Raw genomic sequence first — 25,612 nt, 5'->3', positions numbered from 1 at the left:
AGGAGACGGTAATGACTCATCAGTATGACTTTGATACCTCAATTGATCGCACGGGGACCTACTGCACGCAATGGGACTATGTGCAAGATAGGTTTGGTAAGGAAGGTTTATTGCCTTTCACAATCTCGGATATGGATTTCGCAGCACCGAATGTTGTTCTAGATGCCTTGAAACAACGTTTGGAGCATCCGGTTCTTGGTTACAGCCGCTGGAATCACCGCGACTTTAGATCTGCAGTGACAGCATGGTTTCATCGGCGTTTTGATGCCATGTTTGACGAACAAGCGATCGTTTATGGCCCTTCGGTTATCTACATCATCTCTAGTTTGATCCAACAATGGAGCAAGCCAGGACAAGGCGTGGTATACCACGCGCCCGGCTACGATGCGTTTGATCGCATGATTGCCGGCCAGCAGCGCGTGTGTGTTCCAAGCTCACTGCTCAAAGAGCATGGTCAGTTCAGTATCAACTGGTGTGAGCTTGAGCAGCAACTGGCTGATCCAAATAACCGGATTTTCTTATTGTGTAGCCCACACAACCCAACGGGGCGAGTGTGGAGCAAAGAAGAATTAATACGCATTGCCAAGCTGTGCCAGCGACACAAAGTGGCCGTGATCTCCGATGAAATTCATATGGATATTGCGTTCAAACCGCACACACCATGGCAAGGTTTTGGGCTTGAAATGCCATGGGCATTGGTGAGCTCGGCAAGTAAGTCGTTCAATATCCCAGCCCTAACTGGTGCGTATGCCATCATTCCCGATCAGCAATGTCGTGATGATTACTTATTTAAACTCAAGCATGTTGATGGGCTTTCTTCGCCAGCGATTCTCGGTGTGCTCGCAACCATGGCTGCCTACCAAAAAGGGCATGAGTGGTTGGATGCACTAAATGACTATGTGCTTGGTAACCACAAATATGTACAAACGGCCCTAAATTCAGCGATACCGCAAATCCATTATCAACTGCCGGAAGCAACTTATCTTGCTTGGATAGACCTTTCTTCGTTACCGCTGGATATGGCGGCGTTAAACCGGACGTTAATTGATCAGTATGATGTGGCAATCATGCAGGGCAGTACGTATGGCGACGTTGGAAAAGACTACGTGCGTTTAAATCTTGGATGTCCAAGAAGCAAGGTTGAAGCGGGTGTGGCGGCGTTGATTGCCGCGATACAAGCTCAGTTGACTGGTGAATGACCACAGCAAGAGAGTGAGCATTATGTCATTGTATAAGCTTGATAATGTAATTAAACACTACGCGTGGGGGAGCAAACAGTCCGTCACCGAGCTGTTTGGTATCACGAACCCAACCAATGAACCGATGGCGGAAATCTGGATGGGGGCTCACCCAGCAGGGTGCTCTAAAGTATCGGAAACGCAGTGCCATATTTCTGAAGTGATTAATGCCGACAAATTGGGCCTGTTGGGGGACTATACGACGGCAAGGTATGGCGAATTGCCTTTCTTGTTCAAAGTGTTGGCCGCAGAAACGCCATTATCGATTCAGGTTCATCCAAGAAAAGAAAAAGCGGAAATTGGTTTTGCCCGAGAAAACCAACAAGGTTTACCGTTGGATGCGCCGAACCGCAGTTACAAAGATCCGAACCATAAACCGGAGCTGGTATATGCACTGACCTTTTACCGCGCTATGAACGGTTTTCGCCCGATAGCGCAGATCGTATCGCTGTTTCGTCAGGCAGGGTTGTATTCGTTGGAACCAGAGCTGGATTTGCTGGAGTCGACGCCCAACTCCGCAGGGTTAAAACAGTTCTTTACCACCATCATGTCGTTGGATGAAATGCGTAAAGAACGCGTATTGACGGAGCTATATACCTCGTTAAATAGGCCTGCGAAGACCGCTCAGCTAAGAGAAGCGTATCACTATATTCGAGAGTTCATGCAACACTATCAAGATGATATCGGGTTGCTGTCTCCCCTGATTTTGAACACGATTGAACTTGAGCCCGGAGAGGCGATGTTCTTGCATGCTGAAACACCGCATGCGTATGTTCAGGGAACCGGGTTAGAGTTGATGGCCAATTCGGATAACGTGTTGCGGGCAGGATTAACTACGAAATTTATAGATATTCCAGAGCTAATTGATAACACCGCGTTTATTCCCGTGTGCGCGGATGCATTAAAAGTAAGTCCAGTTTCGAAAGAAGATCGCCAAAGTTTTCCGATCCCAGTGGATGACTTTAGCCTTGATATCATCACGGTCGATCATGTCGGTAAAATTCAATTCATTCGCAGTGCAGAAATTCTGTTTTGTATTGAAGGTAATGTGGTGATTTCTTCAGGAGAGCAAGAATTAGCGCTGAAAACTGGTGACTCGATATTGATCGGTAACAATAGCCATTCCTATGTTTATAGCGGTCAAGGAAGGCTCGCAAGGGCATACAATTAAAGAACAGATGAGCAAAAGCCCTGAACGTGTTCAGGGCTTTTTCGGTTTAGTATCCCATCAATTGGAGAAGGTTTTCTGCAGTTGAAATCGCTTCTTTTCGATTGGCGATATTCAGCTTTTGATAGAGGTTTCGAATGTGAGTTTTAATGGTGGTGCCGGCCACATCAAGCTCTTGTGCAATTTGCTCGTTACTAAAGCCAGAATAGATCAGTCCAAGCACCTGCCATTCACGCTGAGTTAGTGGGCTAGTACGAACCAATTCCGGAATGTTTGGGTGGTTCACTAACTTTTCTACAAACTCTTCATCAAAGTGGACAGAGCGGCTGCGTTGCGTGGTGGAAATCTCTTTGGTGAGCTTCTGCGCACGGTGGCGCTCCAAATCACCCAGCTCCGACTTGTGACTTAATTTCTCTAAAATATGACCAATTTTGCTGCCATCTACTAGGAAGTTGCCTAAAATCCCTGTTTGGTTGGTCAGCTCCAATGCTTGCTTTAATAACGCTCGTGCAGCTTCTTCGTTTTCTTCTGTGGCAGCCAGTACCGCTTCAACAATCAAGTTACGGTTGGTATCGGTGATCAACTGGTTTTCTTGGGCTTGTTGTTGTAAGAAATCCAGTGTCTCGTGGGCTTTTTCAAGCTCACCCAAATTGATATACGCACGAGCAATATTGCGCCATTGTAGCTGGGTGAAGTGGTTGCACGCTTTCTCTGGTCGAGTCGTCGTTTTGAGCCAGTGTTGAATGGATTCCATATCTCCACGGGCTTGCCAGTATAGAATTAACGACAGAGAGGCATTGGCTGTCCAGTCAACATGGTAGGTTGACTGTTTTAGCAGATGGACAATTTGATCGATAAACTTGGCTGCTTTATCCAGCTCTCCTCGACCAATGGCTATACGTGCCAACATCGAGTAGCTATGTAAGTGCTTACTCGGTGAGTGGTTACCCAGCACATCAAGTCCTTTGTACGAACACTCTTCAGCTTCATCTAATCGATTCCAGCACCAGAGGATCTGGGCGCGAACTCGCAGCAAAAATTCATGCAATGGCACTTGATGTAACTGCTGCTCTTCAATCAGACGAAAGGCATTGTCTTGCACTTCATATGCCGCCTGAACATAACCCTGAGCGATCAAAATTTCGCTCTGCTGTAACATGGCCCAAAGCGCTTGATGGTAGACCTGATATTGACGCGCCAGTTTCTCAGTTTGCTGCATCATCGGTAGTGCACGACTCAGTTGCCCAAGCACGTGATTGACTTCGCCCACCACAGAAGTGGCGACGATTCGACTGCGGTAAACTGTGCTGTCGAGTTGGCTCAAGGCCAGCTCAGCCAGCTCTAAAGCTTTTTCTGGTTCGTTTTGGTTAATGGCGACCTGTGCTCTCAGCGCATTGAACTCACCCTGCTCATTAGTAGAGAGCTGCACGTTAAACGCGTTCATTTGGTCATCGGCTTTTTTCAGTAGATCGCCGACATCGTCATAGCGATGCTGACTTTGTGCGAGCCATGCCTGCAACATACACAGTTTAGGTTCGCTATAAAGCTGTTCAGGTTTCAAAGCGTTAATGGCACGTTCCAAGGTCTGCAACTCACCGTGGTTGAACATTTTCCAGCCATATTGAGTCAAGATATCCGCGACTAGTTGGCCGTTGCGAGCTTTTCGTGCATGGCGCAACGCTTGATGCGGTGAGGCTTGGCTCAACCACGCGTGGGCGGCTGCCTCATGTAACTCTTGTTCTTGTTGTGGAATACGTGCTAATCGTTCGTGAGAGAGAAATTCGGCAAATAGATTGTGGAATCGGAACCAATTCTGCTCCCCTTCCAACGGATGAATGAACAAACCAAAACGATTGAGGGACTCAATCATACTGAGCGCATCGTCGCGCTTGGTCAGTGCTGACACCAATGCATCGTTAAAATGGTCGAGTACGGAACACTGCATTAGAAACTGGCGGGTTTCTTGGTCGAGCAAATCAAACACTTCTTCAACCAGATAATCCCACAGGTGGCCGTGATTAAACTGGGAAACGGATTCTGCTGATTGCGCGAGGGTACGTTTTTGATGCTGTGCTTGCAGTGCGATTAACTGCAAGGCGGATGGCCAACCTTCAACATAATGGCGCAGGCTATCTGCCGTGACATCATCAATGCCGTCAGCGACTCGTTGGTTGAAGAAGCGGGTTGTTTCTTCGGTATCAAAGGCCAAGAGATCGTTACCAATCTCAATCATTAAATCACGAACACGTAAGTTTGCTGTACCAAGTGGAGGTGCGGCGCGACTGGTCACAACCAGTGTGAGATTGTCGGGCATATGTTTAAGGAAAAAGCGCATCGCTTCGTGAATATCGTCTTCTGCGATCAAATGATAATCGTCGAGTACCAAGTAGCACTCTTGATGAAATTGCGACATTTCGGCAAACACTTCGCCGAAAAGGGAGTGTAGGGAAGAAAACTGGCGCTTTTCCGCTAATTTCTGCGAGTTTGGGCAGGCATCATTGGTGGCTTTGTTCAAGGCTTTAAGCAGGTAGTTCATAAAGCGAAATGAGTCGTTGTCGCTTTCATCAATACTGTACCAGCCGACATTAGGTTTATCCGCTAACCACTGTGCTGCCATGGTGGTTTTGCCATAACCAGCTGGTGAGCGAAACAAAATAAGTTTGTAGCAAGGTGCTTGCTGGAGTATGTCGAGTACTCTTGGACGTACAATCGCATTATGCAAGCGCCCAGGACGAGTTAACTTCGAAGGAATCCACATCTTCTTACATCCTGTTCTTATATCTTCAGTGCTTCGGATGAGCACGTTATATCTTGGGTTATCAATCTATTCCCGGAGGATTGGGCGGATGGTAACGGAACTCGATCACTACGGTTATTGATCAGAGGCCCGTTTTTTACTTATTTCGCGAAGCGTAGTTTTCTACGCCTTATATTTGTGAACTAAATCACTTAAAGGTGGGTGTGAAAGCAGGCTGTTCGCACAAAACTGCACCGTTATTAGTGCAATTCTATGAATGCGAAAAAACAGAGTGTGATCTCACGTACATTCTTATCAATTCACCCAGAGACTCTCCATGCTCGGTCTTCATTAACGACTAGTTTTATTTGAGTTGGCGTTGTGATCTTAATCACTATGGATTTGGCTGCGTGTCGTGGTTAATGAGAGTTGGATCACCTGGCCGTTGTTTGTACGCCGTCTACGCCCTGACATCTCCTCCTAATACTCCTCTGGGGTAGGAGGATGTTTTGATGTCTGTCGCCATGCACGATATGGCACAGATGGATTAAAACTAAAAAAATGTAAGTGAGATTTCGGAATGAAACCTGCGCAACAAACTGCTTTTGATAAAGCTGCTTTCCAAGAAAGCGTGAAAAAACACCTCTCAGCAACCTATGCTACTACGGTAGAGCGAGCCTCTAGCCGTGCATGGTATTTAGCTATGGGACGCGCTCTAGCTGAGCTGACCACCTTTGATATGCTGCAAACAGAACAAGACGATGCTATCCGTAGTGCGAAGAGTGTGAACTACCTTTCGCTTGAGTTTTTGATTGGCCGTCTAACCGGTAATAACCTGATCAGCATGGGATTATATGAACAAATCACCGAGGCTATGAGCGAGTTAGGCCAAAACCTAACAGATTTGCTTGAAGAAGAGCGCGATCCTTCGTTAGGAAACGGTGGTTTAGGCCGACTGGCGGCTTGCTTTATGGATTCACTCGCTGCGCAAGAGTTTCCAACGGTTGGCTATGGTCTGCACTATGAATACGGCCTATTTAAGCAATCTTTTGCGAAAGGGCACCAACAAGAAGCGCCAGATGCATGGTGTGGTGTTGAAGGGTATCCATGGGAAGTTGCACGTCCTGAACTCGCTCAGGAAATTGGTTTCTATGGTCATGTCGAGGTTTATCAAGACAACGGTAAAGAGCGTCGCCGCTGGGTTCCGGGTATGGCTGTAAAAGCAATGCCGTGGGATCTGCCAATTGTTGGTTACCAAAGTGAGACGGTTTATCCGCTACGTTTATGGGAATGTCAGGCTATCGCACCTTTCTCTCTCGCCAGTTTTAATAACGGCGACTATTTTGAAGCGCAGCATGCATTGATTGATGCAGGTAACATTACCAAAGTGCTGTATCCAAATGATAACCATGAAAAAGGCAAGACACTGCGCCTGATGCAACAGTATTTCCACAGTGCAGCCTCGGTTCGAGATATTCTTCGTCGCCACGAAGAAACGGGTCATACGTTGGCCTCATTACCAAAATACGAAACAATTCAGCTCAATGACACCCATCCAACCATCGCAATCCCAGAGTTAATGCGTATTCTGATGGATGAAAAAGCGCTGTGTTGGGATGATGCATGGCATATCTGTTCACAGACATTCGCCTACACCAACCACACCTTACTGCCTGAAGCGCTTGAAACATGGGATGAATCTCTGATCCAGCGCCTACTGCCTCGTCATATGGAAATCATCTACGAAATCAACCACCGCTTCTTGGAAGAGGTTCGTGCTAAATGGCCGGGGGATGTCGCTAAGCAGCAAAAGCTGTCTATCATCCAAGATGGTTTCCACCGCATGGTGCGTATGGCTAATCTTTGTGTGGTTGGATCTTATGCAGTAAACGGCGTTGCCGCATTGCACTCAGAGCTGGTGAAACGCGATCTCTTCCCTGAATTCCATGAACTCTACCCAACGCGTCTACACAATGTGACCAATGGTATTACGCCGCGCCGTTGGCTGAAGTTCTGTAACCCGGGTTTATCGGCGTTGATTTCCGAGAAAATTGGTGATGAATGGCCTGCGGATCTAGACCAATTAGAATCCATTGCTCAATACGCAGAGGATGCGGCATTCCAGAAGTCATTCATGGCTGTGAAAAAAGAGAATAAGCAGCGTTTAGCCGATTGGGTACAAGAAAATATGGGGATCGAGCTGGATACGAATGCGATCTTTGATGTGCAAATTAAGCGCTTGCATGAATACAAACGTCAGCACCTGAACATGCTCCACATTTTGTCGCTGTACCATCGTTTGGTGAACGATCCTGAGTTTGATATGGCTCCGCGTGTGGTGTTCTTTGCGGCTAAAGCAGCACCGGGTTATCACTTAGCCAAAGAGATCATTTATGCCATCAACATGATTGCTGAAAAAGTGAATAATGACCCGCGTATCGGCAACAAGCTTAAAGTGGTGTTTATCCCAGACTACCGCGTCAGCATGGCTGAAATCATCATTCCAGCGGCGGATGTTTCTGAGCAAATTTCGACTGCGGGTAAAGAAGCTTCGGGTACCGGCAACATGAAGATGGCGCTGAATGGTGCGTTGACGATCGGTACGATGGATGGTGCCAACGTTGAGATCCGTGAAGAGGTGGGTGACGACAACATCTATATCTTCGGTTTGGAAGTGGATGAATTGGAAGCGCTGAAAGCCAGCGGGTACAACCCGTATGACTATTACAATGCGGATCCATTATTGAAAGCGTCTCTGGATTTGCTACTGACGGATGAGTTTACGCCGGGTGAAGTCGGTAAACTGCGAGCTACGTACGAAAGCTTGTTGGATGGCGGTGACCCGTACTTGGTGTTGGCCGATTTTGCATCCTACATTCAAGCGCATGAAGATATGGATAAGCAATACCGTGATCAATCAGGTTGGGCCAAGAAAGCGATACTCAATACCGCATTGGTCGGTAAATTCAGCTCAGACCGCAGTATCCGTGATTACGTGAATAACATCTGGAAATTGGAAGCTGTTCATCGTTAATCACAATCCTATTAAGCCAAGGCCATTGTGCCTTGGCTGCCTATTATTAATGAATTAAACCCTACATTTTTGAAGGTGTAAGCCGTCCTTCGGAGAGAGCGATGAAACACGATAATGCATTAAAACAAGTCGCTGAAATGGCAAAAATTGCCGACAGCTACGTTAGCGCGTGGGGAGATGAAGCGAAAGTGGAAGAGTCCACGATCCTTCACTTACTGACGTCTTTAGGTTACGACACGACAAATGATGAAACTTTGCTTAAATCTGCAGAGAAAAAACATAAAAAAGATGTTATTGACCCAGTATTAGTGGTGCGTGATAGCAAGCCTGTTCACGTCCCTTTATATTTAGGAAGCAGTGCCCGAGAGAGTGATTTTAGCTGGCGTCTGGAGACGGAGCAGGGAGAGGTACTGGAAGGCTATCTTCAATCGCAAATTGTGTCTGATGAGCGTAGTGAGGGTGGCCCTTTAGTGTTTGCTCTGCCAAGTGATCTACCTTGGGGTTATCACACTTTAACGCTGGTACGAAAACGCCGTAAGTCGCCTTATCAGATGACGCTTATTGTCACGCCGAACGCATGTTTTAAACAACCGGCGATGGAACAAGGTAAAAAAATGTGGGGGCCGAGTATTCAGCTTTACACCCTACGTACGCAGCATAACTGGGGGATTGGCGATTTTGGCGATCTAAAGCAGTTGGTGGCGGATATTGCCTCTCGTGGTGGTGATTTTGTGGGGCTAAACCCAATTCATTCGCTCTTTCCTGCAAACCCAGAAGGGGCCAGCCCATACAGCCCATCCTCGCGTCGCTGGCTCAACATCTTGTACATCGATGTAAGCTCTGTGCCCGAGTTCGCGCTGAGCGCCGAAGCGCAGCAAACCGTTGGCAGCGCAGAGTTTCAGCAGCGTCTGCAACAAGCGCGTGATGCTCATTGGGTCAACTATACCGAAGTTGCTGCATTAAAAATGGCCGTATTGCCGTTGCTGTTTGCTGAGTTTAAAGCGCGCCATTTGGATAAAAATACTGATCGCGCTAAAGCGTTCCTCGATTTTGTGGAAGTCGGTGGTGATAGTTTAATGCATCAAGCGGCTTTTGACGCCTTGCATGCGACGCTGCACGCAGAAGATTCGTCGGTGTGGGGCTGGCCAGTCTTCCCTGAGCAATATCGCCATTTCAGTAGCAATGCAGTACAAAAATTCATTCAAAATAACCAAGATCTGGTTCATCTATACATGTATTTACAATGGGTGGCTGATGTTCAGATCAAAGAAGCGCAGGTGCTAGCAGAAGAAAAAGGCATGAAAGTTGGCCTGTACCGAGATTTAGCTGTTGGGGTCGCAGACTCGGGCAGTGAAACTTGGGCAGATGACGGCAACTTAATTCTGGATGCCAGTATTGGTGCTCCACCGGATGTGCTTGGGCCACTTGGTCAAAATTGGGGGTTACCGCCACTGAACCCTCAAGTGCTAAAAGCGACAGGTTATGATGCGTATATCAAACTCCTGCAAGCCAATATGAAACATTGCGGTGCATTGCGTATCGACCATGTTCTAGGTTTATTACGTTTGTGGTGGATACCGAAAGGGGAGAACGCCACAAAAGGTGCTTATATTTACTACCCGGTTGAAGACATGCTGGCGATTTTGGCACTGGAATCCCACCGTCATCAGTGCAGTGTGATCGGAGAAGATTTGGGCACGGTACCGGATGAGATTGTCGAGATTCTTCGTGATGCGGGTGTGCACTCTTACAAGGTATTTTTCTTTGAAACATCAAAAGAGGATGGCGGTTACATCTCGCCAAAGCATTATCCAGAGCAATCGATGTCGGCACTATGCACTCATGACATGCCAACTCTCCGTGGTTTTTGGCATTGTGACGACCTGAAAACGGGTCGTGAGCTAGGTTTATACCCTGATGAAGCGCAACTAGAAAAACTCTTTAGCGATCGCTTGGAAAGTAAGCAAGGCATTCTCAACTCGGTGGCATGGCACGGATACTTGCCTGACGGTGTCGGCCGAGATGCTCAATATGTTCCGATGGACTCACATTTGGCTGAGGCTTTGCAAGAACATGTGGCTGGTGGTGCTTCTACGTTGCTGAGTGTGCAACTGGAAGATTGGTTAGAGATGGATAAACCGGTCAACATTCCGGGAACCGTTAGTGAATACCCAAATTGGCGTCGCAAACTGTCGATGAACTTGGATGAAATCTTTGCTCATCAGGGCGTTAATCGTATCGCAGAAAAGTTAACGAAAGCTCGGGCTAAAGTTAGTAATCAACGTTAATAACAAAGTGTTACATAGAGAAGTATCGAGCCTGTCACTCTACGTGCAGCGTGAATACTGTAAAGTAACCTCATGCGATTTGAAGCCCGCTGTTTGCGGGCTTTTCGCTATAAATATTGGTTCCAATTAACTGGGACAGTCAGAAAGTTAGGTTAGGGAGATAATCGCTTGAAAACCACCATGCTTGATAAAAAAACCAAGGCTTATAACCAACTTTCACACGCTTCGTTTGCTGATCCTTTTGCATTTTTAGGCCCATTTATTGACGAAAGTGGTGTGTCTTTACGGGTATGGATGCCCGGAGCGGATAAAGTCTCACTGGTGATTGAAGGAGAGGAGCGTATCGAGCTAGTGCGCGAAGACGCTTCAGGGTTTGTACTCAATCAGCCACGCGATTTGCGCTTTACTCACTATCAGCTTGCCGTGAACTGGCAAGGAGTAGAGCAGCTTCTTGATGACCCATATCAATATCACACCATTTATGCAGAATATGATGATTTGCATACTCCAAAAACCATGTATCACCACATGGGGGCCCAGTTCATCACCTTAGAACGAGACGGCCAGAAAATCAGTGGCACACGTTTTTTAGTCTATGCGCCGCACGCTTCGGCTTGCAGTTTAGTCGGTGATTTTAACCATTGGGATGGACGACGCCTCCCTATGCAGAGGTTGGATTACGGTATCTGGGGACTCTTTATTCCGGGGTTGGCTGAGGGGGCTCAGTACAAATATGAGCTTAAAGGGCCAGATGGTGAAGGTCTACCGCACAAAGCGGACCCTTGGGGCTTTTATGCAGAGCAGCACCCTTCTTTCTCTTCTGTTACTTACGATCACACGCGCTATCAATGGCAAGATGACGCTTGGCAACTGCGCGCTATCACTGAAAAGCGTAAAGACGCACTCTCCTTTTACGAACTGCATGTTGGCTCTTGGCGCCGAGATAGCAATGGCGATTTCCTCAATTATCGTGAGCTGGCGGATCAACTGGTGCCGTACTTGGTGGATATGGGATACAGCCATGTAGAGTTGATGCCGGTTTCGGAGCACCCGTTCTATGGCTCATGGGGATACCAACCTGTCGGTTTGTTTGCCCCGACCAGCCGTTTTGGCTCTCCGGATGATTTCAAATACTTTGTCGATGCCTGTCACCAAGCCAATATTGGTGTGGTATTAGACTGGGTTCCTGCCCACTTCCCATCTGATGATCACGGTTTGGCCAATTTTGATGGTACTCCTTTGTTCCACGATCCAGATCCTCGTCGTGGTTGGCATCAGGACTGGAATTCCTTTATTTACGATCTTGGACAGGAGCACGTACGTCGTTTCTTGGTGTCGAATGCGCTCTACTGGTTGGAGCAATTCCATATTGATGGCTTGCGGGTCGATGCAGTGGCATCGATGTTATATCTCGATTATTCACGCAGCCATGATCAGTGGATTCCCAATGTTGACGGGGGGAATGAAAACTATGACGCCATTGCCATGTTGAAGTGGATGAATGAGGAAGTTTACAAGTTCTTCCCCAATGCGATGACGATTGCTGAAGAATCCACGGCGTTTCCCGGTGTTTCTGCCCCAACATTTATGGGTGGGCTTGGCTTTGGCTTTAAATGGAACATGGGGTGGATGCACGACAGCCTTTCTTACATTAAAGAAGATCCAGTTCACCGCAAATACCATCACAATACCATCACATTCCCAATGGTTTATGCACATAGCGAGAATTATGTGTTGTCGTTATCACATGATGAAGTGGTCTATGGTAAAGGGGCGTTACACTGCAAAATGCCGGGTGATGAGTGGCAGCAAACAGCCAATTTACGTGCTTACTATGGTTACATGTATGGTCAGCCGGGTAAGAAGCTGAATTTTATGGGGGCAGAATTTGGTCAAACGGGTGAATGGGATCACGATGATCAGTTGCAATGGTATTTGCTAGACTTCGAGCGACATCAGGGGATTCAGAAATTAACCCGTGATCTGAATAAGCTCTATTGTAGTGAGAAAGCATTGTATGAACTCGACAGTGAACCTCGTGGCTTTGAATGGCGGCTCCAAGATGCGGCGGATGCAAGCGTTCTTGCCCATGAACGATTAAGCGATAACGGTGAGCGGATTTTAGTGATCACCAATTTTACGCCAGTACCACATGATGAGTTCCGTCTTGGTGTGCCATTAGCAGGCGAGTATCAATTGCTGCTCAATACGGATGATTTGGCTTATCACGGCAGTGGGTACAACGTGTCACAGCGAGTATCAAGTGAGCCTATCGAAAGTGAAGGGTTAGCACAGTCGTTACAACTTCATATTCCGCCACTATCAACGGTATTTTATAAACTAGTTTAATTAAATGACTTTTTAGATTTAATTCAAAATAGTCCCTACTAACGGAGTTAGTAGGGATTTTTTATACCATCATAAAAATACTTTTATTTACATAAATAATATTATCAATAATTATTTGTCATTATAGTTTTTTAACTTGACTCAAGTAACTAAATAGAAATACCGATAACGGTGATGAAGGACATCATGATATTAATCAGCCAATAAAAATAGGAATGATCTATGTTTTTTAAAAAGAATAAAAAAGAAGTGGAACTTCCAAGTGATACATTATTTTATCGCTCCATAAAAAATAATTTACCTACCATCGAATTTGATGTGAATGGCTACGTGATTGAGGCAAGCGATAAGTTTCTAGGCTGTGTCAGTTATACAAGAGATGAAGTTATAGGTCAGCATCATAAGATCTTCTGTGACAAAGAATATGTTAACTCAACCGCTTATCAAGATTTTTGGCATACCCTAAATCAAGGAAAGAGTTTTACCGGAACGTTTCAGCGATTTGATAAATATGGTGAGCTGATCATGCTTGAAGCAACCTACTTTCCAGTTTTAGACAGTAAAAATAACATTTTAAAAATAGTAAAAATAGCGGCTGATATAACAAAGTCATATGTTGATAGCCAACAAAAGAATAATATTTTTTCTGCACTGGATAAATCTCTGGCCGTAATTGAATTTGACGTAAATGGCAATGTAATTACCGCAAATGATAACTTTTTAAGTGTATTGGGATATCGACTTGAAGAAGTGAAAAATAAACATCATCGACTATTTTGCTTTGATGATTTTTACACTGAAAATCCACTGTTCTGGGAAGAACTCGGAGAAGGACAGTTTCGTTCTGGCCGTTTTAAAAGAAAAGCGTCAGATGGTCGCGCTATATATATTGAAGCTACATACAACCCTATTTTTGATGACAATGGTAAGGTTTATAAGATAATTAAATTTGCGTCAGACATTACGAGCTATGTAGAACACGAATTAGCTATTTCAGATGCCGCGCATATTGCGCATTCTACATCTGTGGAAACTGCTGAAATTGCTTTACAAGGTAACTCTTCTTTAGAAGAAAGTGCTCGTATTTCTGAAGAGCTATCAGATACGTTGGTTCAAATCTCTGGCCGGATTTTTGAACTCAACCAACGCTCGAAAGACGTGACTGATATTGTCCAGGTGATCAAAGAAATCGCGGATCAAACCAATCTGCTAGCACTGAATGCCGCGATTGAAGCGGCTAGGGCTGGAGAGCAGGGCAGAGGTTTTGCTGTGGTGGCAGAGGAAGTTCGTGCGTTGGCATCAAGGACGTCCACATCGACCAATGACATTAATAACGTGGTAAGCAGCAATCAACTGGTCGCTCAAGAGGTTTGTACCCTCGTTGAACAAGTGTCTGAATCGGCTAAGTATGGCAAGAACAAAATGTCTGAAGTGTCAGAAGTCATGAATCAGATTTACGAAGGGGCGAACAACGTTGCATCCAGTGTGTCTTTGCTTACTGAAAAGTAGCGTTTATTAAGCCAGCACGTATCGGAAATGAAAGGAAACGTAATCGCCCAACACATAGCGGAGTCGGGCGATTATTAATAAGCGATAGGCTTATATTTTTTTGAAGATGATGGAGGTATTAATGCCACCGAAAGCAAAGTTATTGCTCATCAGGTATTCCACCTCCATTTCTCTGCCACTGCCCGTGATGTAATCGAGATCACCACATTGTGGGTCGAGATTGTTGAGGTTGAGGGTTGGGTTAAACCAACCACTGTGCATCATCTCAAGGCCTAACCAAGCTTCGATAGCACCACAAGCCCCTAAGGTGTGACCAAAATAGCTCTTGAGCGAGCTGATTGGCACTTTACCAATCGCATTGGCAGTGGCATTACTTTCTGCAATATCACCACGGTCAGTGGCTGTACCGTGAGCAGAAACATAATCAATTTTTTCTGCCGCTAAGTTGGCATCTTTTAACGCCATTTCCATGCAGATCTGCATGGTTTCCATTTGAGGTTGCGTTACATGGGCTGCATCGCAATTGCTAGCAAAGCCAATGATTTCAGCGTAGATCTTAGCTCCGCGCGCTTTGGCGTGTTCGTACTCTTCAAGCACTAAAGTGCCCGCACCTTCACCAATAACTAAGCCATCGCGATCACTGTCGTAAGGACTTGGTGTGGTCTTTGGTGCGTTATTTTTTAAGCTGGTCGCGAATAAGGTGTCGAATACGGCTGACTCTGTTGGGCAAAGCTCTTCACCACCACCGGCAACCATAACGGTTTGATAACCGTGTTTAATCGCTTCATAGGCGTAACCAATGGCTTGGCTACCAGAGGTACAGGCGCTGCTGGTTGGAATTACGCGGCCTTTCAAACCGAAGAACAGACCAACGTTAACCGCTGTGGTATGTGGCATCATCTGCACGTATGTTGTAGCGGTGATGGCTTTGGTGGTTTTTTCATTCAACATCACACCGAATGCACCAATCGCATCGGTACTACCAGTTGAAGAGCCGTAAGCGATACCAGTTTGACCGTTTGTCAGTACTTTATTGCCAAGAAGGCCTGATTGAATCAACGCATTTTCAGTCGCAACGGTTGCCAATTTAGAGACTCGACCCATCCCGCGAACTTGCTTACGCTTGTAGTGTTTCGGTAATTCAAAGTGATCGACCGGAGCGGCGAGTTTGGTGTTGAGGCCATCATACTGCTCATAGGTTGGCATATATTGGGTGGCATTTTCACATGCACGCAATTTAGGCTCAATCGCCTGCCAATCATTTCCAAATGCAGTAACACCAGACATGCCAGTAACAACAACTCGACGGCTCATATTAGGCCTCCATTAACAGAAATCACCTGACGCGTAACGTAAGCAGCGATGTCTGACATCAAGTAGCTCACCAAGCCCGCAACTTCTTCGGGTTCGCCCATACGACGCATTGGTACTTGTGGCAGGGCATGCTCTTTGACGTGTTCATCCACCATGCCAGTGTCAATTAACCCAGGTGCAACACAGTTTACGGTGATTTTTCTTTTCGCCAGCTCCAGTGCAAGTGACTTTGTAGCACCAATTACGCCTGCTTTTGCCGCTGAATAGTTGGTTTGGCCGCGGTTACCCATTAAGCCTGAGACGGAAGCCAGCGTGACAATACGGCCCCCTTTGCGCTTTTGTACCATAGGCATCACACATGGGTGGAGCACGTTGTAGAAACTATCAAGGTTGGTATGGATCACGCCATCCCATTCTTCTTCTGTCATGGCTGGAAAAGCGGTATCACGAGTGATACCCGCGTTGTTCACCACGCCATAATAAGCGCCATTTTGTTCAATATCAGCTTCGAGTTTCGCACGGCATTCTTCACGGTTGCTGATATCAAACTGAATAAGACGACCGGAGCCACCGTTCTCGACGATGGTGTCCAATGTACTTTGGGCGCCTTTTTGATCGCCCATGTAATGTACGGCAATGTTAAAGCCATCCTGAGCGAGCTGGATAGCAATGGCGCGGCCAATGCCTTTACTCGCGCCTGTAACTAAGACCTGACGGGTCATTGTTGACTCCTGATTTTCATTTCTTTTAATTTTTCTTCTGATGGCACATACACATTCAACTGACATGATGCGACTGGCTCGCCCTGATATTCAAGTTGGGCTGAAAAAACGGCCATGCCATTATCTTCCATGACTTTTTGGGCATAAATATCCAGTGTTTGTCCTTGCTGGAATACGTCACAGTTTGCGTTATAACGTCGGCTACCCAATAAAAAACCAATAGGAGGCTCTTGGCCTTGTTGGCGTGAGTGATAACCCGACCAAGCGGCAACTGACTGAGCCATAAATTCAATACCCACGTAGGCGGGGATGGTGCCAGTTTGGTGATCAAAAAAGGGGTTATGATCGCCAATGTCTACCTGACAATGGATAGTGTCGGCTTGAACGTCGATGGCACGATCAACCAGAATCATTGGCTTATCGTGTGGAAGTAATTGATCAATTGAAGGAATGTCAGTCATTAACGTAACCAAAAATCAGACTAATATTATTGCCGCCAAAAGCAAAAGAGTTACTCAATATCGCTTTGCGATTGAGATGGGTTGTTTCTTCAACCAAGTTAATTTCAACGTCTGGTGCTTTGTTAGTGCAGCGCTGTTGCGGCAGCGGCAAATCATGTTTGAGAATGTGCCATGCAATGGCTGCTTCGGTTGCACTGGCAGCACCTAGTGTGTGTCCAGTCAACGGTTTGGTGGAGCTAACTGGAACGGCATCGCCAAAGACGCGATAAATCGCTTTGCTCTCCATGCTGTCATTGAGTGGTGTTGCTGTTCCGTGTGCATTTACATAACCAATATCTTCCGCTTTAAGGCCTGCACTTTTGAGTGCTTTGCGCATGGCTTGCTCCGCGCCATTGCCTTCGGGATGCGGCGCGGAAATATGATGGGCATCTGAGCTGTCGCCTGCACCGAGTAGAGCAATGTCTGACGGTGTTCGGCTCAGCAGCATAAACGCTGCTGACTCACCGATATTGATACCGTTGCGATCAGCGCTAAATGGTTGGCAAAGGGTTTGAGAAAGTGCTTCTAATCCATTGAAGCCATTCAATGTTAGCTTGCAAATGGTGTCCGCTCCACCGGCGATCACGGCATCGACAAGGCCTGCTTCAAGCATCTGCTTCGCTGAGATAAATACCCGACCGCTTGAGGAACAGGCGGTAGAAATAGCGTAGCATGGGCCAGTTAAACCGAAGTAGGCTGCGATAAATTCGCTGCAGTTGCCTAGCTCTTGTTTGCGGTAGTGGTAATCAGAAGGGAACTCGCCAGATGCGAGCTTTTCATCAAAGGCGATTTCACCATCACCGATGCCGGAGGTACTGGTGCCAACGATAACCGCGACACGATCAGAACCATATTGGTCGATGGCCGTGCGGATGCAATCTTCAATCTGCAGCAGTGCCGACAGTGCGAGTTGATTGTTACGTGAACGATACTCGGCTAGTGGCTCAGGGATCTCCGGCAGCGCTTCTTTGACTCGACCGATGATGGTCGGCGTGCCCGTGTTGAGAATTTCTGCATCCTGCTCCATGTGGGCATTTTCACCAAGCGTTAGGCTTTGGTGAATACGCATTGCTTGATTGCCCATTGCAGAATGAAAGCCACAGTCTTGAATAAAAATGGGAGAAAAAGAGTGTGTAAGCATGATGGCTATCTACGGTTGTTCATTGTGGGTTTGATAATTAAGCGTCTGGATTTTTATCGAGTAATCCAACAGCTCGTTATGAAATAAGATATCGCCGTCTAAAGGTTTGTCTGCACCATAGCGTACAGTGATAACTTTTTTACCCTGCTGGTTGTAGACCGTTCGTGTCTGTTTGGTGTCTACCATCGACCACCTTACCTTATTTAACGGTGCTTCCCAAGTGCTTTGCGGCCACAGCGTGATCATCAGATTGAACAGTACTTGCTCTGGTTGAGGCAGTGAACCTTCTAAGCCATTGAGCACTTGTGTATTGAGCTGCTCATTTTGATAATCCAGCGAAAGTATCCGGGTTCCCCATGAAGAAAAACCAGCGAGCACCACTTGGTTATTTTTGACTTGTAGTTGCACAGGTAGCTGCTGGGTGTTTGCGCCTTTCTCTGTATGCCAAGTGGCGGAAATAAGCTGACTGGCTGTGACTTGATAACCGAGAGCGGCTGGTTGAGGGAGCTCAACATAAGTGTCTGCGGCAACTTGTACGCTCGCCGAGCTGGAATCTGGGACTAACGAACAAGCCGTAAGCGAACTGGCAAGCGCGATTAAGCCAGCAAAACGTATAGCAGTGCGTTTGATCATTTTGTCTCCTGTGGCGCTGCGATTGCGATAGGTGATAATAGCCAAGCGATAAAAATACCACTCAGCACCGTGACACCAAAACTGTGAATAGCATGCGTTTGGCTTAACGCAAGCAAGCCAAAAGAGAGCAAGGTTGTCATGGCAGACAGTGTGATCGCAAGTAGTGTGCTATGGCTTCGAGCTTGTTCGGCAAAGAATAAGGTGTAATCAATGCCGATGCCAATGATGAGGATCAAAGCCAATAAATTAAACAGATTCAACGTTGAGCCAACAACCACAGTGATAGCAATGCCGACACAACAAGCAATTAATGATGGTAATAGAATACGAATCGTGTGTTTAAAGCCATAGCGCTTGGTTAGCAGTGCTCCAATCACTAGAATCGCAATCGCCAATAGCTCCATAATTTTTATGAGGTACTGGCCAAATAAGACTGAAATATCTGCTGCTTTATCGAGATAGGCCATATCTGGTTTTTTTTCTGTGACTCCGCGTATTACCTCAGGATTTTGCACCTTATTTAACAGCACAACAGCGGCTACTTGTTGTGGTTCCGCCGTAGTCTCAACCTGTCCAAGATACAAAAAACGCACAGCTTCAGAGACGGGATTTGCCAAATAATCCTGCAAGTGAACGGGCGTGTAATCTGCATCAAGTTTTGGTGTGGTTGCGAGTTTGAGCGAGTGAGCAAGCGGCCGCGCAAAGTTGCTGTACAGAGTTTTGATCAAATCATGGTCTTGGTGCTGACGCTGCTCTGAACCAATATACTGACTCAAACTTTGATAATCCGAAATAACATGGTCTTGCTGCCAACTTAGTAGCTGCTGATCGAAGCGTTCTAACTTTTGCATCAAGGTTTCGTTGTTCTCAGCACTGACCACGATCATTTGCTGGGAAGGCTGTAACCCGCTCAATGTACTTATCAGCTGTTCTTGCGCTTTGAGATCACTTGGCATCGCCTGAAGCTGGCGAATATCATCATTGTAGGTGACTTGAGTTAGGGCGGCTAAGCTGAGCAGCAAAATGGTACTAGGCAGCCCGATTCGGACGTAAGGACGAGTCCATAACTGAAACCATTGCTGCCACAACGTTTGCCCCGGAAGTGACCGTGCTTTCGCTGGTGAGGCTGCCAAAATGGGATACCAAGCCACTACGGTCGCGTAGGCGGCTGTCAAACCAATCGCAGAAAACAACGCCAGTTGTTGCAGGCCAGGGAATGGGGCAATGAGCAATCCCAAATAACCTATCAAACTGGTGACCAACCCTAATGTGATGGCCGCTAGAATATGTTTGAGCCCTTTGATGCTGTGCCACTGATTTCCTGCCGCTAGACGGTCAGTGAGGTAGTGGAACGCATAATCAATTGAAACCCCAATTAGGCTGGCACCGAAGACGAGACTAAATAAATGAACTTGGCCAAATAACCACGTAGTGATCGCTAGGGCAACCAATAAGCCAACTGAGATAGAAAGCAATGCCAGAGTGAGTGGCGTAATGCTGCGGAAGACAACGGTGATGAGTAAGATCACGCCGAGCAAAGAAAACAGCCCGATGGTGCTGATTTCTGATTTTGCACTTCGGGTACCAAAATCGGCATAAAAAAGTACACCAGTATGCGCAGTTTTTACTTGGTATTGGTTTTCTAACTGTTTTTCAAGCTGCTCGATCATTGGTACGGCTTGCTGGGCAGATAGACTGTATGGAGAATTTTTAAGCTCTGCGGTTATCAGCAGGTAGGTGTTTCCTTCAAACTCTGTTGTTAAGTAGCCATCTTTGAGCTGAAACTGTGATGATGTGGCACTGATATGCGCCAGATAGTCGCGAAAAATTAAGAATGGGTCGTTTTTGAGTTCTTGCCCAGTCACACCTGAAAATGGGTTATATAACGACTGAATGACCTTTTGCACTTGTTCTTGAGGTGATGACGCTAACCTTGTTCGTTGCTCTGGTGTCAGTTGTTGGAATCGATGCTCGAAATAGTATTTTGCCCAAAGACGTTGTTGTGCTTCAGAGATACGTCCCGTGACCTTGTCGAAATACTGACTTTGTGACAATTGAAGCTCAAACTCGCTCGCAGCTTGATGCAGTTTTACTTGCTCAGAGGCAGTGAGAACAAACACCACCTTATCGCTCATATTCGCGGTGACTTTATTAAATGCTTGTTCTGCCAATGGGTTTTGTTGATCCGTTGGCAGCAGCTTTAGAATATCTGTTTCAATGGGGGAGTGAGCAGTAAACGCCCACTGTTTTACCAGCAATGCGCTGCAGCTAAGTACAACTGCAAGCCATAGAAAAGCGACCGCTTTACTTCCAATCCAGTGTTTAGAAAGAGAATTGCGCTTTCTCTGCATCAGTTAATACCTCGGGCTGATGAGTTTGGTTGGTAAAATGGATTTGGGTTTGATCGCCTCGAATTTCTTGCAAAGTCAGCGTATCGATATCGTCTTTCCCCACTAAAGTAATGTGTTGAAATACCGCATTTAATGGGGCTTTTTTAGGTGTGAGAGTAAGTGTCCACTTACCGTTATCTTCAATGAAATCCAGCGTAAACTGTTCACTCAATGCCTTGGTGTCACCATGAAAGACAGCTAAAAATATATGGCTAAAGTAAAATGCCATTGGGTTCTGCTCTGCTGTTATGGTTTGTGCTGGTTGGTTGGCAAACGTCTGGCGAAGCTTATCTTTGGTTAAGGTAAGGTTGACCGGAAATGGTGCAGTTTGTTGCCATAATAACCCAGCTGATTTATCGAGAGTAAACCGGCCTGAAGATGTCAGTGGTTGCTCAAACATCTCGATATGTCGTTCCTGACTGAAGTCACCACGAACTAACTGGTGTTGGGCAAGCTGAGTTTGAAGCGAGGCTAAATCGGTGACCTGAGCCAAGCACACTGGTGATACTGACAAAAGCAAAGAGAGCAGCAATCGACGCATTAGAGGCAAGCTCCTGTTTGGTGCCAATGTAGAACTTTATCCGTGAATACTTTGGGCGATACAAAACACATTTCTTGGTCTGCCATAGAGACCGCGACTTGTGTAGTATGCGCTTTACACATACGTTGACCTGTTTGCGCATCAAAAACAATGTAATCGACCCGAAGACGATTTTCCCACTCGGTTAAAGTGGCCGTCACACGGATTTGGTGATTAAACGGAATGGCTTTGACGTATTTGACTCGAGTATCGATCACCGGCCACATGTAACCAGATTCATTCATCGCCAGATAGCCGTAATCAATTTTGTCCATCAATACGCGGCGTGCTTCTTCGAAGAAACGGAAATAATTGCCATGATACACAACGCCCATGGGGTCGGCATCTTGAAATGAGGTGACTAATGTCACCTCAGAATTTAGTGGGTATTGAACGTCGCTCATCAATTCTCCTGATATAGCGGCCAGTAACCTTGCTGAATGCGACCAATAAAGTGGCGCAGGTCGGCTTCAAGTGGGCGATCTTCTGTAACGAAATCGAATTCGCTCAATACTGCATCGCGAATCATCTTGAGGTTACTGCTCATGTGAGTCTCATCAAGCTCATCTCGGTGGCGGCGAATTTCCAGCGCTTGCGTTGCAGCAAGCAGTGAAGCGGCCGCAACCTGCTCAGTCAACTCAAGAACACGCAAACAGTCACGTGCCGCAATGGTGCCCATGCTGACTTTATCTTGGTTGTGACATTCGGTTGAACGAGAAAATACGCTTGCAGGCATGGTGTGTTTCAGCGCTTCGGCAGTCCAAGCTGAGACGCCAATTTGGACGGCTTTAAAACCATGGTTAATTGGTTTGCGCTCACCTTCTGCTCCAGTGAGGTTAAATGGCAGGCCATTGTTAAACTTGTAGTCCATTAACTGAGCCATTTGTCGGTCCAGTAGGTCAGCTAAGTTAGCGATGCCTGTTTTCAATGTATCCATAGCCATGGCAATGTGGCCGCCGTAGAAATGACCACCATGCAATACACGTTCATTATCGCCATCGATAATTGGGTTGTCGTTAGCACTGTTCAGCTCGTTTTCGATCATCTGGCGTAGCCATGGTAGAGAGTCTTGAACGACACCGATGACATGCGGCGCACAGCGTAGTGAATAACGATCTTGTAAGCGGTCACTGTTACGTGGTGGACGGTCTGCTTTGAGATCATCTCGTAGCCATGCAGCAATTTGCTGTTGACCCGGATGCGGTTTGACCGCGAACAATGCTTCGTCAAAGTGGAAATCATTCCCATGCATGCCCACAGAAACCATCGCGGTGATCTTAGTACAAAGCTGAGCTAGATACTCTGCACGTTTGTACGCCAAACAAGCGAGAGCGGTCATCACTGATGTACCGTTCATCAAAGCTAAACCTTCTTTTGGCTTAAGTTTGATTGGCTTAATACCCAGCTCTGCGTATACCTCGGCAGTTGGACGGATCTCACCTTTATAAATCACATCACGTTCACCGATTAAAGCGGCAGCAAGATAAGAGAGCGGCGTAAGATCACCACTTGCGCCCACAGAACCCTCTTGAGGGATGCGGGGTGAAATATCGTGGTTAATCAAGGTAATGATTTGGTTGAGTAAATCGTGTGTGACACCGGAAACACCTTGCGCCAAAGAACACAAGCGTGTTGCTAAAACGGCTCTTGCTTGTTCATGTGTCAGGACTTCTCCTAGGCCACAACCGTGGAAACGGGTAAGGTGCAAAGGAAGCTCATCAACAAGGCTTGGTGGGATTGCAACCGTGCAGGAGTCACCATAACCGGTAGTGACACCGTAAATGACGCCTTCTTCTTTCAGAAGGCGCTCAAGGAAGGCAACACCTCGGTCTATCTTAGCCGTGTACTCTGGTGTGGTGTTAATTGTCGCTTCTGCGCCCTGAGCGATAGCGACAACATCTTCTATAGTCAGGCGCTCTGCGCCAAAAGTAATACTATTTGGGGTTTGCTTCGTCATGTTGCTGGTTACTTAAAGTCCAAAAGTTGAAAAAGTTGTACCACTGCAGCGGTGCTTTTAAGGTGTAAAATTCAAGACGGTCAGCGTATTGTTGTACAACCCGTTTCAATGCAATTTGTCGCTCTTTTCGTGGCAAGACTATTTTGTCGCTAAAATGCTCAAAATAGACATTAAAATGTGGTTCATTGCGAGTATCATCACGTAATCCAAACAACAGGAACACCGGCGCTTTGAGAATAGAGGCTAACATAAATGGGCCTTGAGGGAACGGCGCAGGCTTACCAAGAAAGTCTGCCCAGACTGATCGACTCTCTTTGCTGGTGGACGTTCGATCGCCGACAATGACAATCCATTCGCCTTGTTCAATCTTCTGCTGTAGCAAGATCGCGGTGTCTGGTCCCAATGAACTTACCTGTATTAGGTTTAATTCGGAATTTGGGTTAACTGCTTTCATTACAGTGTTGAAACGTTCAGCATGTTCTGTAAACACTAATGCATTGATCTTGATATGTTTATGGCGTCTGCTTAATGCTCGACAAAGTTCGATATTCCCAAGGTGTGAGCCTAAGAGCACCACTCCTTGCTGGTTAGCCACAATTTGCTCGAAGTGTTCCTGTCCGTGAATGGTCAGATTATCAACCGAGAAATCGCCTTTCCATGCTGCGAGTTTGTCGAGCATGGTGTGACCAAAAGAGAGCAAGTGATGATAACTGTCTAGTGGTTGCGTCAGTTGGATGTCTCGCTCAGCCGCATAGATGTGTAATTGCGCTAAGAATTGTTCGGAGGCGGTTCTGGCTTGCTTTCCGGTCAGATGGTAGTAGCGCATCACCAGTTTCAGGAGTACATTAAAGGCTTTTCTGCCCAGCACACTGTAAATTGTGAGCATGAGTTTGATACCAAGAATGGTGCCTCGTTCCTGATGTTTAGACCAGTGCTGTTGCTTGTTAGCTTTGGATTTTCGAGTGAGTAACGCTGGGATTCTTGGGATCATTCCAAAAAATAGTCGGGTATGCATCCAGCTGATCTTTAGGTTATCGGTGAGTGCATCGAAATGAGAAATGCCGCCTTCAGGATATATCACCCGTGTTTCAACAAATTCAATGTCAGTTCCTTCCCAATACATACGCACTAAGATTTCAATATCGAAGTCCATACGTGCGCCAATATCGTACTTATCCAGCACTGCTATAGTTTGTGCCAGAGGATAAGAACGAAAGCCACACATGCTGTCTTTAATAGCAAAGGAAAGGGTTTCTATCCATACCCAAATATGGGTGGCATAGCGGCCATACAAGCGAGACTTAGGGACGCTTTCATCGTAGATAGGTTGACCAGAAATTAAATGTTCAGGTTGCTGTTGTGAAGCGAGGATCAGTTTTGGTAGCGCTTCAACATCGTGCTGTCCATCAGCATCAATTTGGATTGCGTGTGAATAACCAAGTTGATGCGCCTGACGAAGGCCTGCCATTACCGCGCCACCTTTGCCTTGATTTTCAGCAAGAGTCAGCAGATGGACGTGGGGTTGTTCAGCGACGTCTTCTAGTGCCTGCTTGGTTTGCAGGTTGCTGCCGTCATCAATCAGTAATACTGGGTATGCAAAAGGAGCGAGTGATGCAACAACGTCAGCCACGGTACTGCCATGGTTATAACAAGGGATAAGAAAGCAGGGGTTGTGCTCACTCACTGGCTTCACCCAGTTTCATTTTTCCTGAAGAGTGAACAACCAGATCACCATTTCGTTGTGAGGTGTATTTGAAGCTCAGTTTTTGTTTCTCGTCATCCCAACTTAATGTTAATAGTGCTTCAGCCTCTGGGAGGATTGGCTCTTGAAACTTAATAACTTCCATCCCTTTGAAAGCGGGTGGAGTGTTAAGAAGTTCGACTGCATAATGCAGCGCCCAGTCGATTTGAGTTACCCCCGGAAGCAGAGGAAAGTGACTGAAGTGGCCGCAAAAGTCCAAGATATCTGCGTCTGCTTTGAATGTCAGCGACGCCTGATGAGCGTGAACTTCGGTAGAAATGATCGTGGGTTTTCGTTTAGCCATACAAATG

18 protein-coding genes are annotated in these 25,612 nt (G+C 46.5%); 6 read left to right on the top strand and 12 right to left on the bottom strand.

Annotation, left to right across the window (positions count from 1 at the left end):
* The first annotated feature begins 11 nt into the window (after nucleotides 1–11).
* Nucleotides 12–1,199 carry a MalY/PatB family protein gene (locus ACQEXS_RS20100; protein ID WP_427014982.1) on the top strand — a complete coding sequence of 396 codons (1,188 nt, stop codon included), beginning with the start codon at nucleotides 12–14 and terminating at the stop codon, nucleotides 1,197–1,199.
* A 22-nt stretch (nucleotides 1,200–1,221) separates the two neighbouring features.
* The gene (gene manA, locus ACQEXS_RS20095) at nucleotides 1,222–2,409 is read left to right on the top strand and encodes a mannose-6-phosphate isomerase, class I (RefSeq protein WP_427014981.1); all 1,188 of its coding nucleotides are present in this window, start codon (nucleotides 1,222–1,224) and stop codon (nucleotides 2,407–2,409) included.
* A gap of 46 nt (nucleotides 2,410–2,455) precedes the next feature.
* Here the strand turns inward: manA and malT are convergent, their stop codons facing one another.
* Nucleotides 2,456–5,164 carry an HTH-type transcriptional regulator MalT gene (gene malT, locus ACQEXS_RS20090; protein WP_427014980.1) on the bottom strand — a complete coding sequence of 903 codons (2,709 nt, stop codon included), beginning with the start codon at nucleotides 5,162–5,164 and terminating at the stop codon, nucleotides 2,456–2,458.
* A gap of 559 nt (nucleotides 5,165–5,723) precedes the next feature.
* On the opposite strand from malT, the gene ACQEXS_RS20085 reads away from it, so the two are divergent.
* From ACQEXS_RS20085 to ACQEXS_RS20070, 4 genes are all read left to right on the top strand, one after another.
* The gene (locus ACQEXS_RS20085) at nucleotides 5,724–8,177 is read left to right on the top strand and encodes a glycogen/starch/alpha-glucan phosphorylase (protein ID WP_427014979.1); all 2,454 of its coding nucleotides are present in this window, start codon (nucleotides 5,724–5,726) and stop codon (nucleotides 8,175–8,177) included.
* A gap of 101 nt (nucleotides 8,178–8,278) precedes the next feature.
* On the top strand, nucleotides 8,279–10,465 hold the full coding sequence (gene malQ / locus ACQEXS_RS20080) for a 4-alpha-glucanotransferase (RefSeq protein ID WP_427014978.1): 2,187 nt from the start codon (nucleotides 8,279–8,281) through the stop codon (nucleotides 10,463–10,465).
* 180 nt (nucleotides 10,466–10,645) lie between these two features.
* Nucleotides 10,646–12,814 (top strand): 1,4-alpha-glucan branching protein GlgB, encoded by a 2,169-nt coding sequence (gene glgB / locus ACQEXS_RS20075; RefSeq protein WP_427014999.1) that lies wholly within the window; start codon nucleotides 10,646–10,648, stop codon nucleotides 12,812–12,814.
* A gap of 222 nt (nucleotides 12,815–13,036) precedes the next feature.
* A complete protein-coding gene (locus tag ACQEXS_RS20070; RefSeq protein ID WP_427014977.1) occupies nucleotides 13,037–14,323 on the top strand; it encodes a methyl-accepting chemotaxis protein in 1,287 nt (428 codons plus the stop codon).
* Between the two features lie 90 nt (nucleotides 14,324–14,413).
* Here ACQEXS_RS20070 and ACQEXS_RS20065 read toward each other — a convergent pair whose 3' ends face one another.
* From ACQEXS_RS20065 to ACQEXS_RS20015, 11 genes are read right to left on the bottom strand one after another with little or no spacing between them, the layout of a single operon-like run.
* Nucleotides 14,414–15,637: a beta-ketoacyl-ACP synthase gene (locus ACQEXS_RS20065; protein ID WP_427014976.1), complete on the bottom strand. Its 1,224-nt coding sequence runs from the start codon at nucleotides 15,635–15,637 to the stop codon at nucleotides 14,414–14,416.
* A complete protein-coding gene (locus ACQEXS_RS20060) occupies nucleotides 15,634–16,359 on the bottom strand; it encodes a 3-ketoacyl-ACP reductase FabG2 (RefSeq protein WP_427014975.1) in 726 nt (241 codons plus the stop codon). Before ACQEXS_RS20060 ends, ACQEXS_RS20065 begins: the two co-directional genes overlap by 4 nt.
* Entirely contained in the window at nucleotides 16,356–16,820 is a 465-nt protein-coding gene (locus ACQEXS_RS20055; protein ID WP_367990436.1) for a hotdog family protein, read from the bottom strand. Before ACQEXS_RS20055 ends, ACQEXS_RS20060 begins: the two co-directional genes overlap by 4 nt.
* On the bottom strand, nucleotides 16,813–18,000 hold the full coding sequence (locus tag ACQEXS_RS20050) for a beta-ketoacyl-[acyl-carrier-protein] synthase family protein (RefSeq protein WP_427014974.1): 1,188 nt from the start codon (nucleotides 17,998–18,000) through the stop codon (nucleotides 16,813–16,815). The genes ACQEXS_RS20055 and ACQEXS_RS20050 overlap by 8 nt, the downstream gene beginning before the upstream one ends.
* 9 nt (nucleotides 18,001–18,009) lie before the next feature.
* Nucleotides 18,010–18,633, bottom strand: coding sequence for a DUF3261 domain-containing protein (locus tag ACQEXS_RS20045; RefSeq protein WP_427014973.1), 624 nt, complete (start codon nucleotides 18,631–18,633; stop codon nucleotides 18,010–18,012).
* Entirely contained in the window at nucleotides 18,630–20,984 is a 2,355-nt protein-coding gene (locus ACQEXS_RS20040) for an MMPL family transporter (RefSeq protein WP_427014972.1), read from the bottom strand. Before ACQEXS_RS20040 ends, ACQEXS_RS20045 begins: the two co-directional genes overlap by 4 nt.
* On the bottom strand, nucleotides 20,956–21,564 hold the full coding sequence (locus ACQEXS_RS20035; protein WP_427011966.1) for an outer membrane lipoprotein carrier protein LolA: 609 nt from the start codon (nucleotides 21,562–21,564) through the stop codon (nucleotides 20,956–20,958). Before ACQEXS_RS20035 ends, ACQEXS_RS20040 begins: the two co-directional genes overlap by 29 nt.
* Nucleotides 21,564–22,007 (bottom strand): acyl-CoA thioesterase, encoded by a 444-nt coding sequence (locus ACQEXS_RS20030; RefSeq protein ID WP_427014971.1) that lies wholly within the window; start codon nucleotides 22,005–22,007, stop codon nucleotides 21,564–21,566. Before ACQEXS_RS20030 ends, ACQEXS_RS20035 begins: the two co-directional genes overlap by 1 nt.
* Entirely contained in the window at nucleotides 22,007–23,560 is a 1,554-nt protein-coding gene (locus ACQEXS_RS20025; protein ID WP_427014970.1) for an HAL/PAL/TAL family ammonia-lyase, read from the bottom strand. The genes ACQEXS_RS20030 and ACQEXS_RS20025 overlap by 1 nt, the downstream gene beginning before the upstream one ends.
* On the bottom strand, nucleotides 23,538–25,244 hold the full coding sequence (locus ACQEXS_RS20020) for a glycosyltransferase family 2 protein (protein WP_427014969.1): 1,707 nt from the start codon (nucleotides 25,242–25,244) through the stop codon (nucleotides 23,538–23,540). The genes ACQEXS_RS20025 and ACQEXS_RS20020 overlap by 23 nt, the downstream gene beginning before the upstream one ends.
* On the bottom strand, nucleotides 25,237–25,605 hold the full coding sequence (locus tag ACQEXS_RS20015; RefSeq protein ID WP_367990428.1) for a 3-hydroxyacyl-ACP dehydratase: 369 nt from the start codon (nucleotides 25,603–25,605) through the stop codon (nucleotides 25,237–25,239). Before ACQEXS_RS20015 ends, ACQEXS_RS20020 begins: the two co-directional genes overlap by 8 nt.
* Nucleotides 25,606–25,612 lie beyond the last annotated feature (7 nt).

Origin of the sequence: Vibrio sp. TRT 17S01 (assembly GCF_050113695.1) — a bacterium.
Lineage (GTDB): Bacteria > Pseudomonadota > Gammaproteobacteria > Enterobacterales > Vibrionaceae > Vibrio.
This window is presented reverse-complemented; position numbering and strand designations above follow the sequence as displayed.

Coding starts and splice junctions, on each gene's coding strand:
- malT (WP_427014980.1), bottom strand. CDS start 5,164: ATGTGGATTCCTTCGAAGTTAACTCGTCCTGGGCGCTTGCATAATGCG.
- manA (WP_427014981.1), top strand. CDS start 1,222: ATGTCATTGTATAAGCTTGATAATGTAATTAAACACTACGCGTGGGGG.
- ACQEXS_RS20045 (WP_427014973.1), bottom strand. CDS start 18,633: ATGATCAAACGCACTGCTATACGTTTTGCTGGCTTAATCGCGCTTGCC.
- ACQEXS_RS20055 (WP_367990436.1), bottom strand. CDS start 16,820: ATGACTGACATTCCTTCAATTGATCAATTACTTCCACACGATAAGCCA.
- ACQEXS_RS20040 (WP_427014972.1), bottom strand. CDS start 20,984: ATGCAGAGAAAGCGCAATTCTCTTTCTAAACACTGGATTGGAAGTAAA.
- ACQEXS_RS20030 (WP_427014971.1), bottom strand. CDS start 22,007: ATGAGCGACGTTCAATACCCACTAAATTCTGAGGTGACATTAGTCACC.
- ACQEXS_RS20060 (WP_427014975.1), bottom strand. CDS start 16,359: ATGACCCGTCAGGTCTTAGTTACAGGCGCGAGTAAAGGCATTGGCCGC.
- ACQEXS_RS20100 (WP_427014982.1), top strand. CDS start 12: ATGACTCATCAGTATGACTTTGATACCTCAATTGATCGCACGGGGACC.
- ACQEXS_RS20035 (WP_427011966.1), bottom strand. CDS start 21,564: ATGCGTCGATTGCTGCTCTCTTTGCTTTTGTCAGTATCACCAGTGTGC.
- malQ (WP_427014978.1), top strand. CDS start 8,279: ATGAAACACGATAATGCATTAAAACAAGTCGCTGAAATGGCAAAAATT.
- ACQEXS_RS20085 (WP_427014979.1), top strand. CDS start 5,724: ATGAAACCTGCGCAACAAACTGCTTTTGATAAAGCTGCTTTCCAAGAA.
- ACQEXS_RS20070 (WP_427014977.1), top strand. CDS start 13,037: ATGTTTTTTAAAAAGAATAAAAAAGAAGTGGAACTTCCAAGTGATACA.
- ACQEXS_RS20065 (WP_427014976.1), bottom strand. CDS start 15,637: ATGAGCCGTCGAGTTGTTGTTACTGGCATGTCTGGTGTTACTGCATTT.
- ACQEXS_RS20050 (WP_427014974.1), bottom strand. CDS start 18,000: ATGCTTACACACTCTTTTTCTCCCATTTTTATTCAAGACTGTGGCTTT.
- ACQEXS_RS20025 (WP_427014970.1), bottom strand. CDS start 23,560: ATGACGAAGCAAACCCCAAATAGTATTACTTTTGGCGCAGAGCGCCTG.
- glgB (WP_427014999.1), top strand. CDS start 10,646: ATGCTTGATAAAAAAACCAAGGCTTATAACCAACTTTCACACGCTTCG.
- ACQEXS_RS20015 (WP_367990428.1), bottom strand. CDS start 25,605: ATGGCTAAACGAAAACCCACGATCATTTCTACCGAAGTTCACGCTCAT.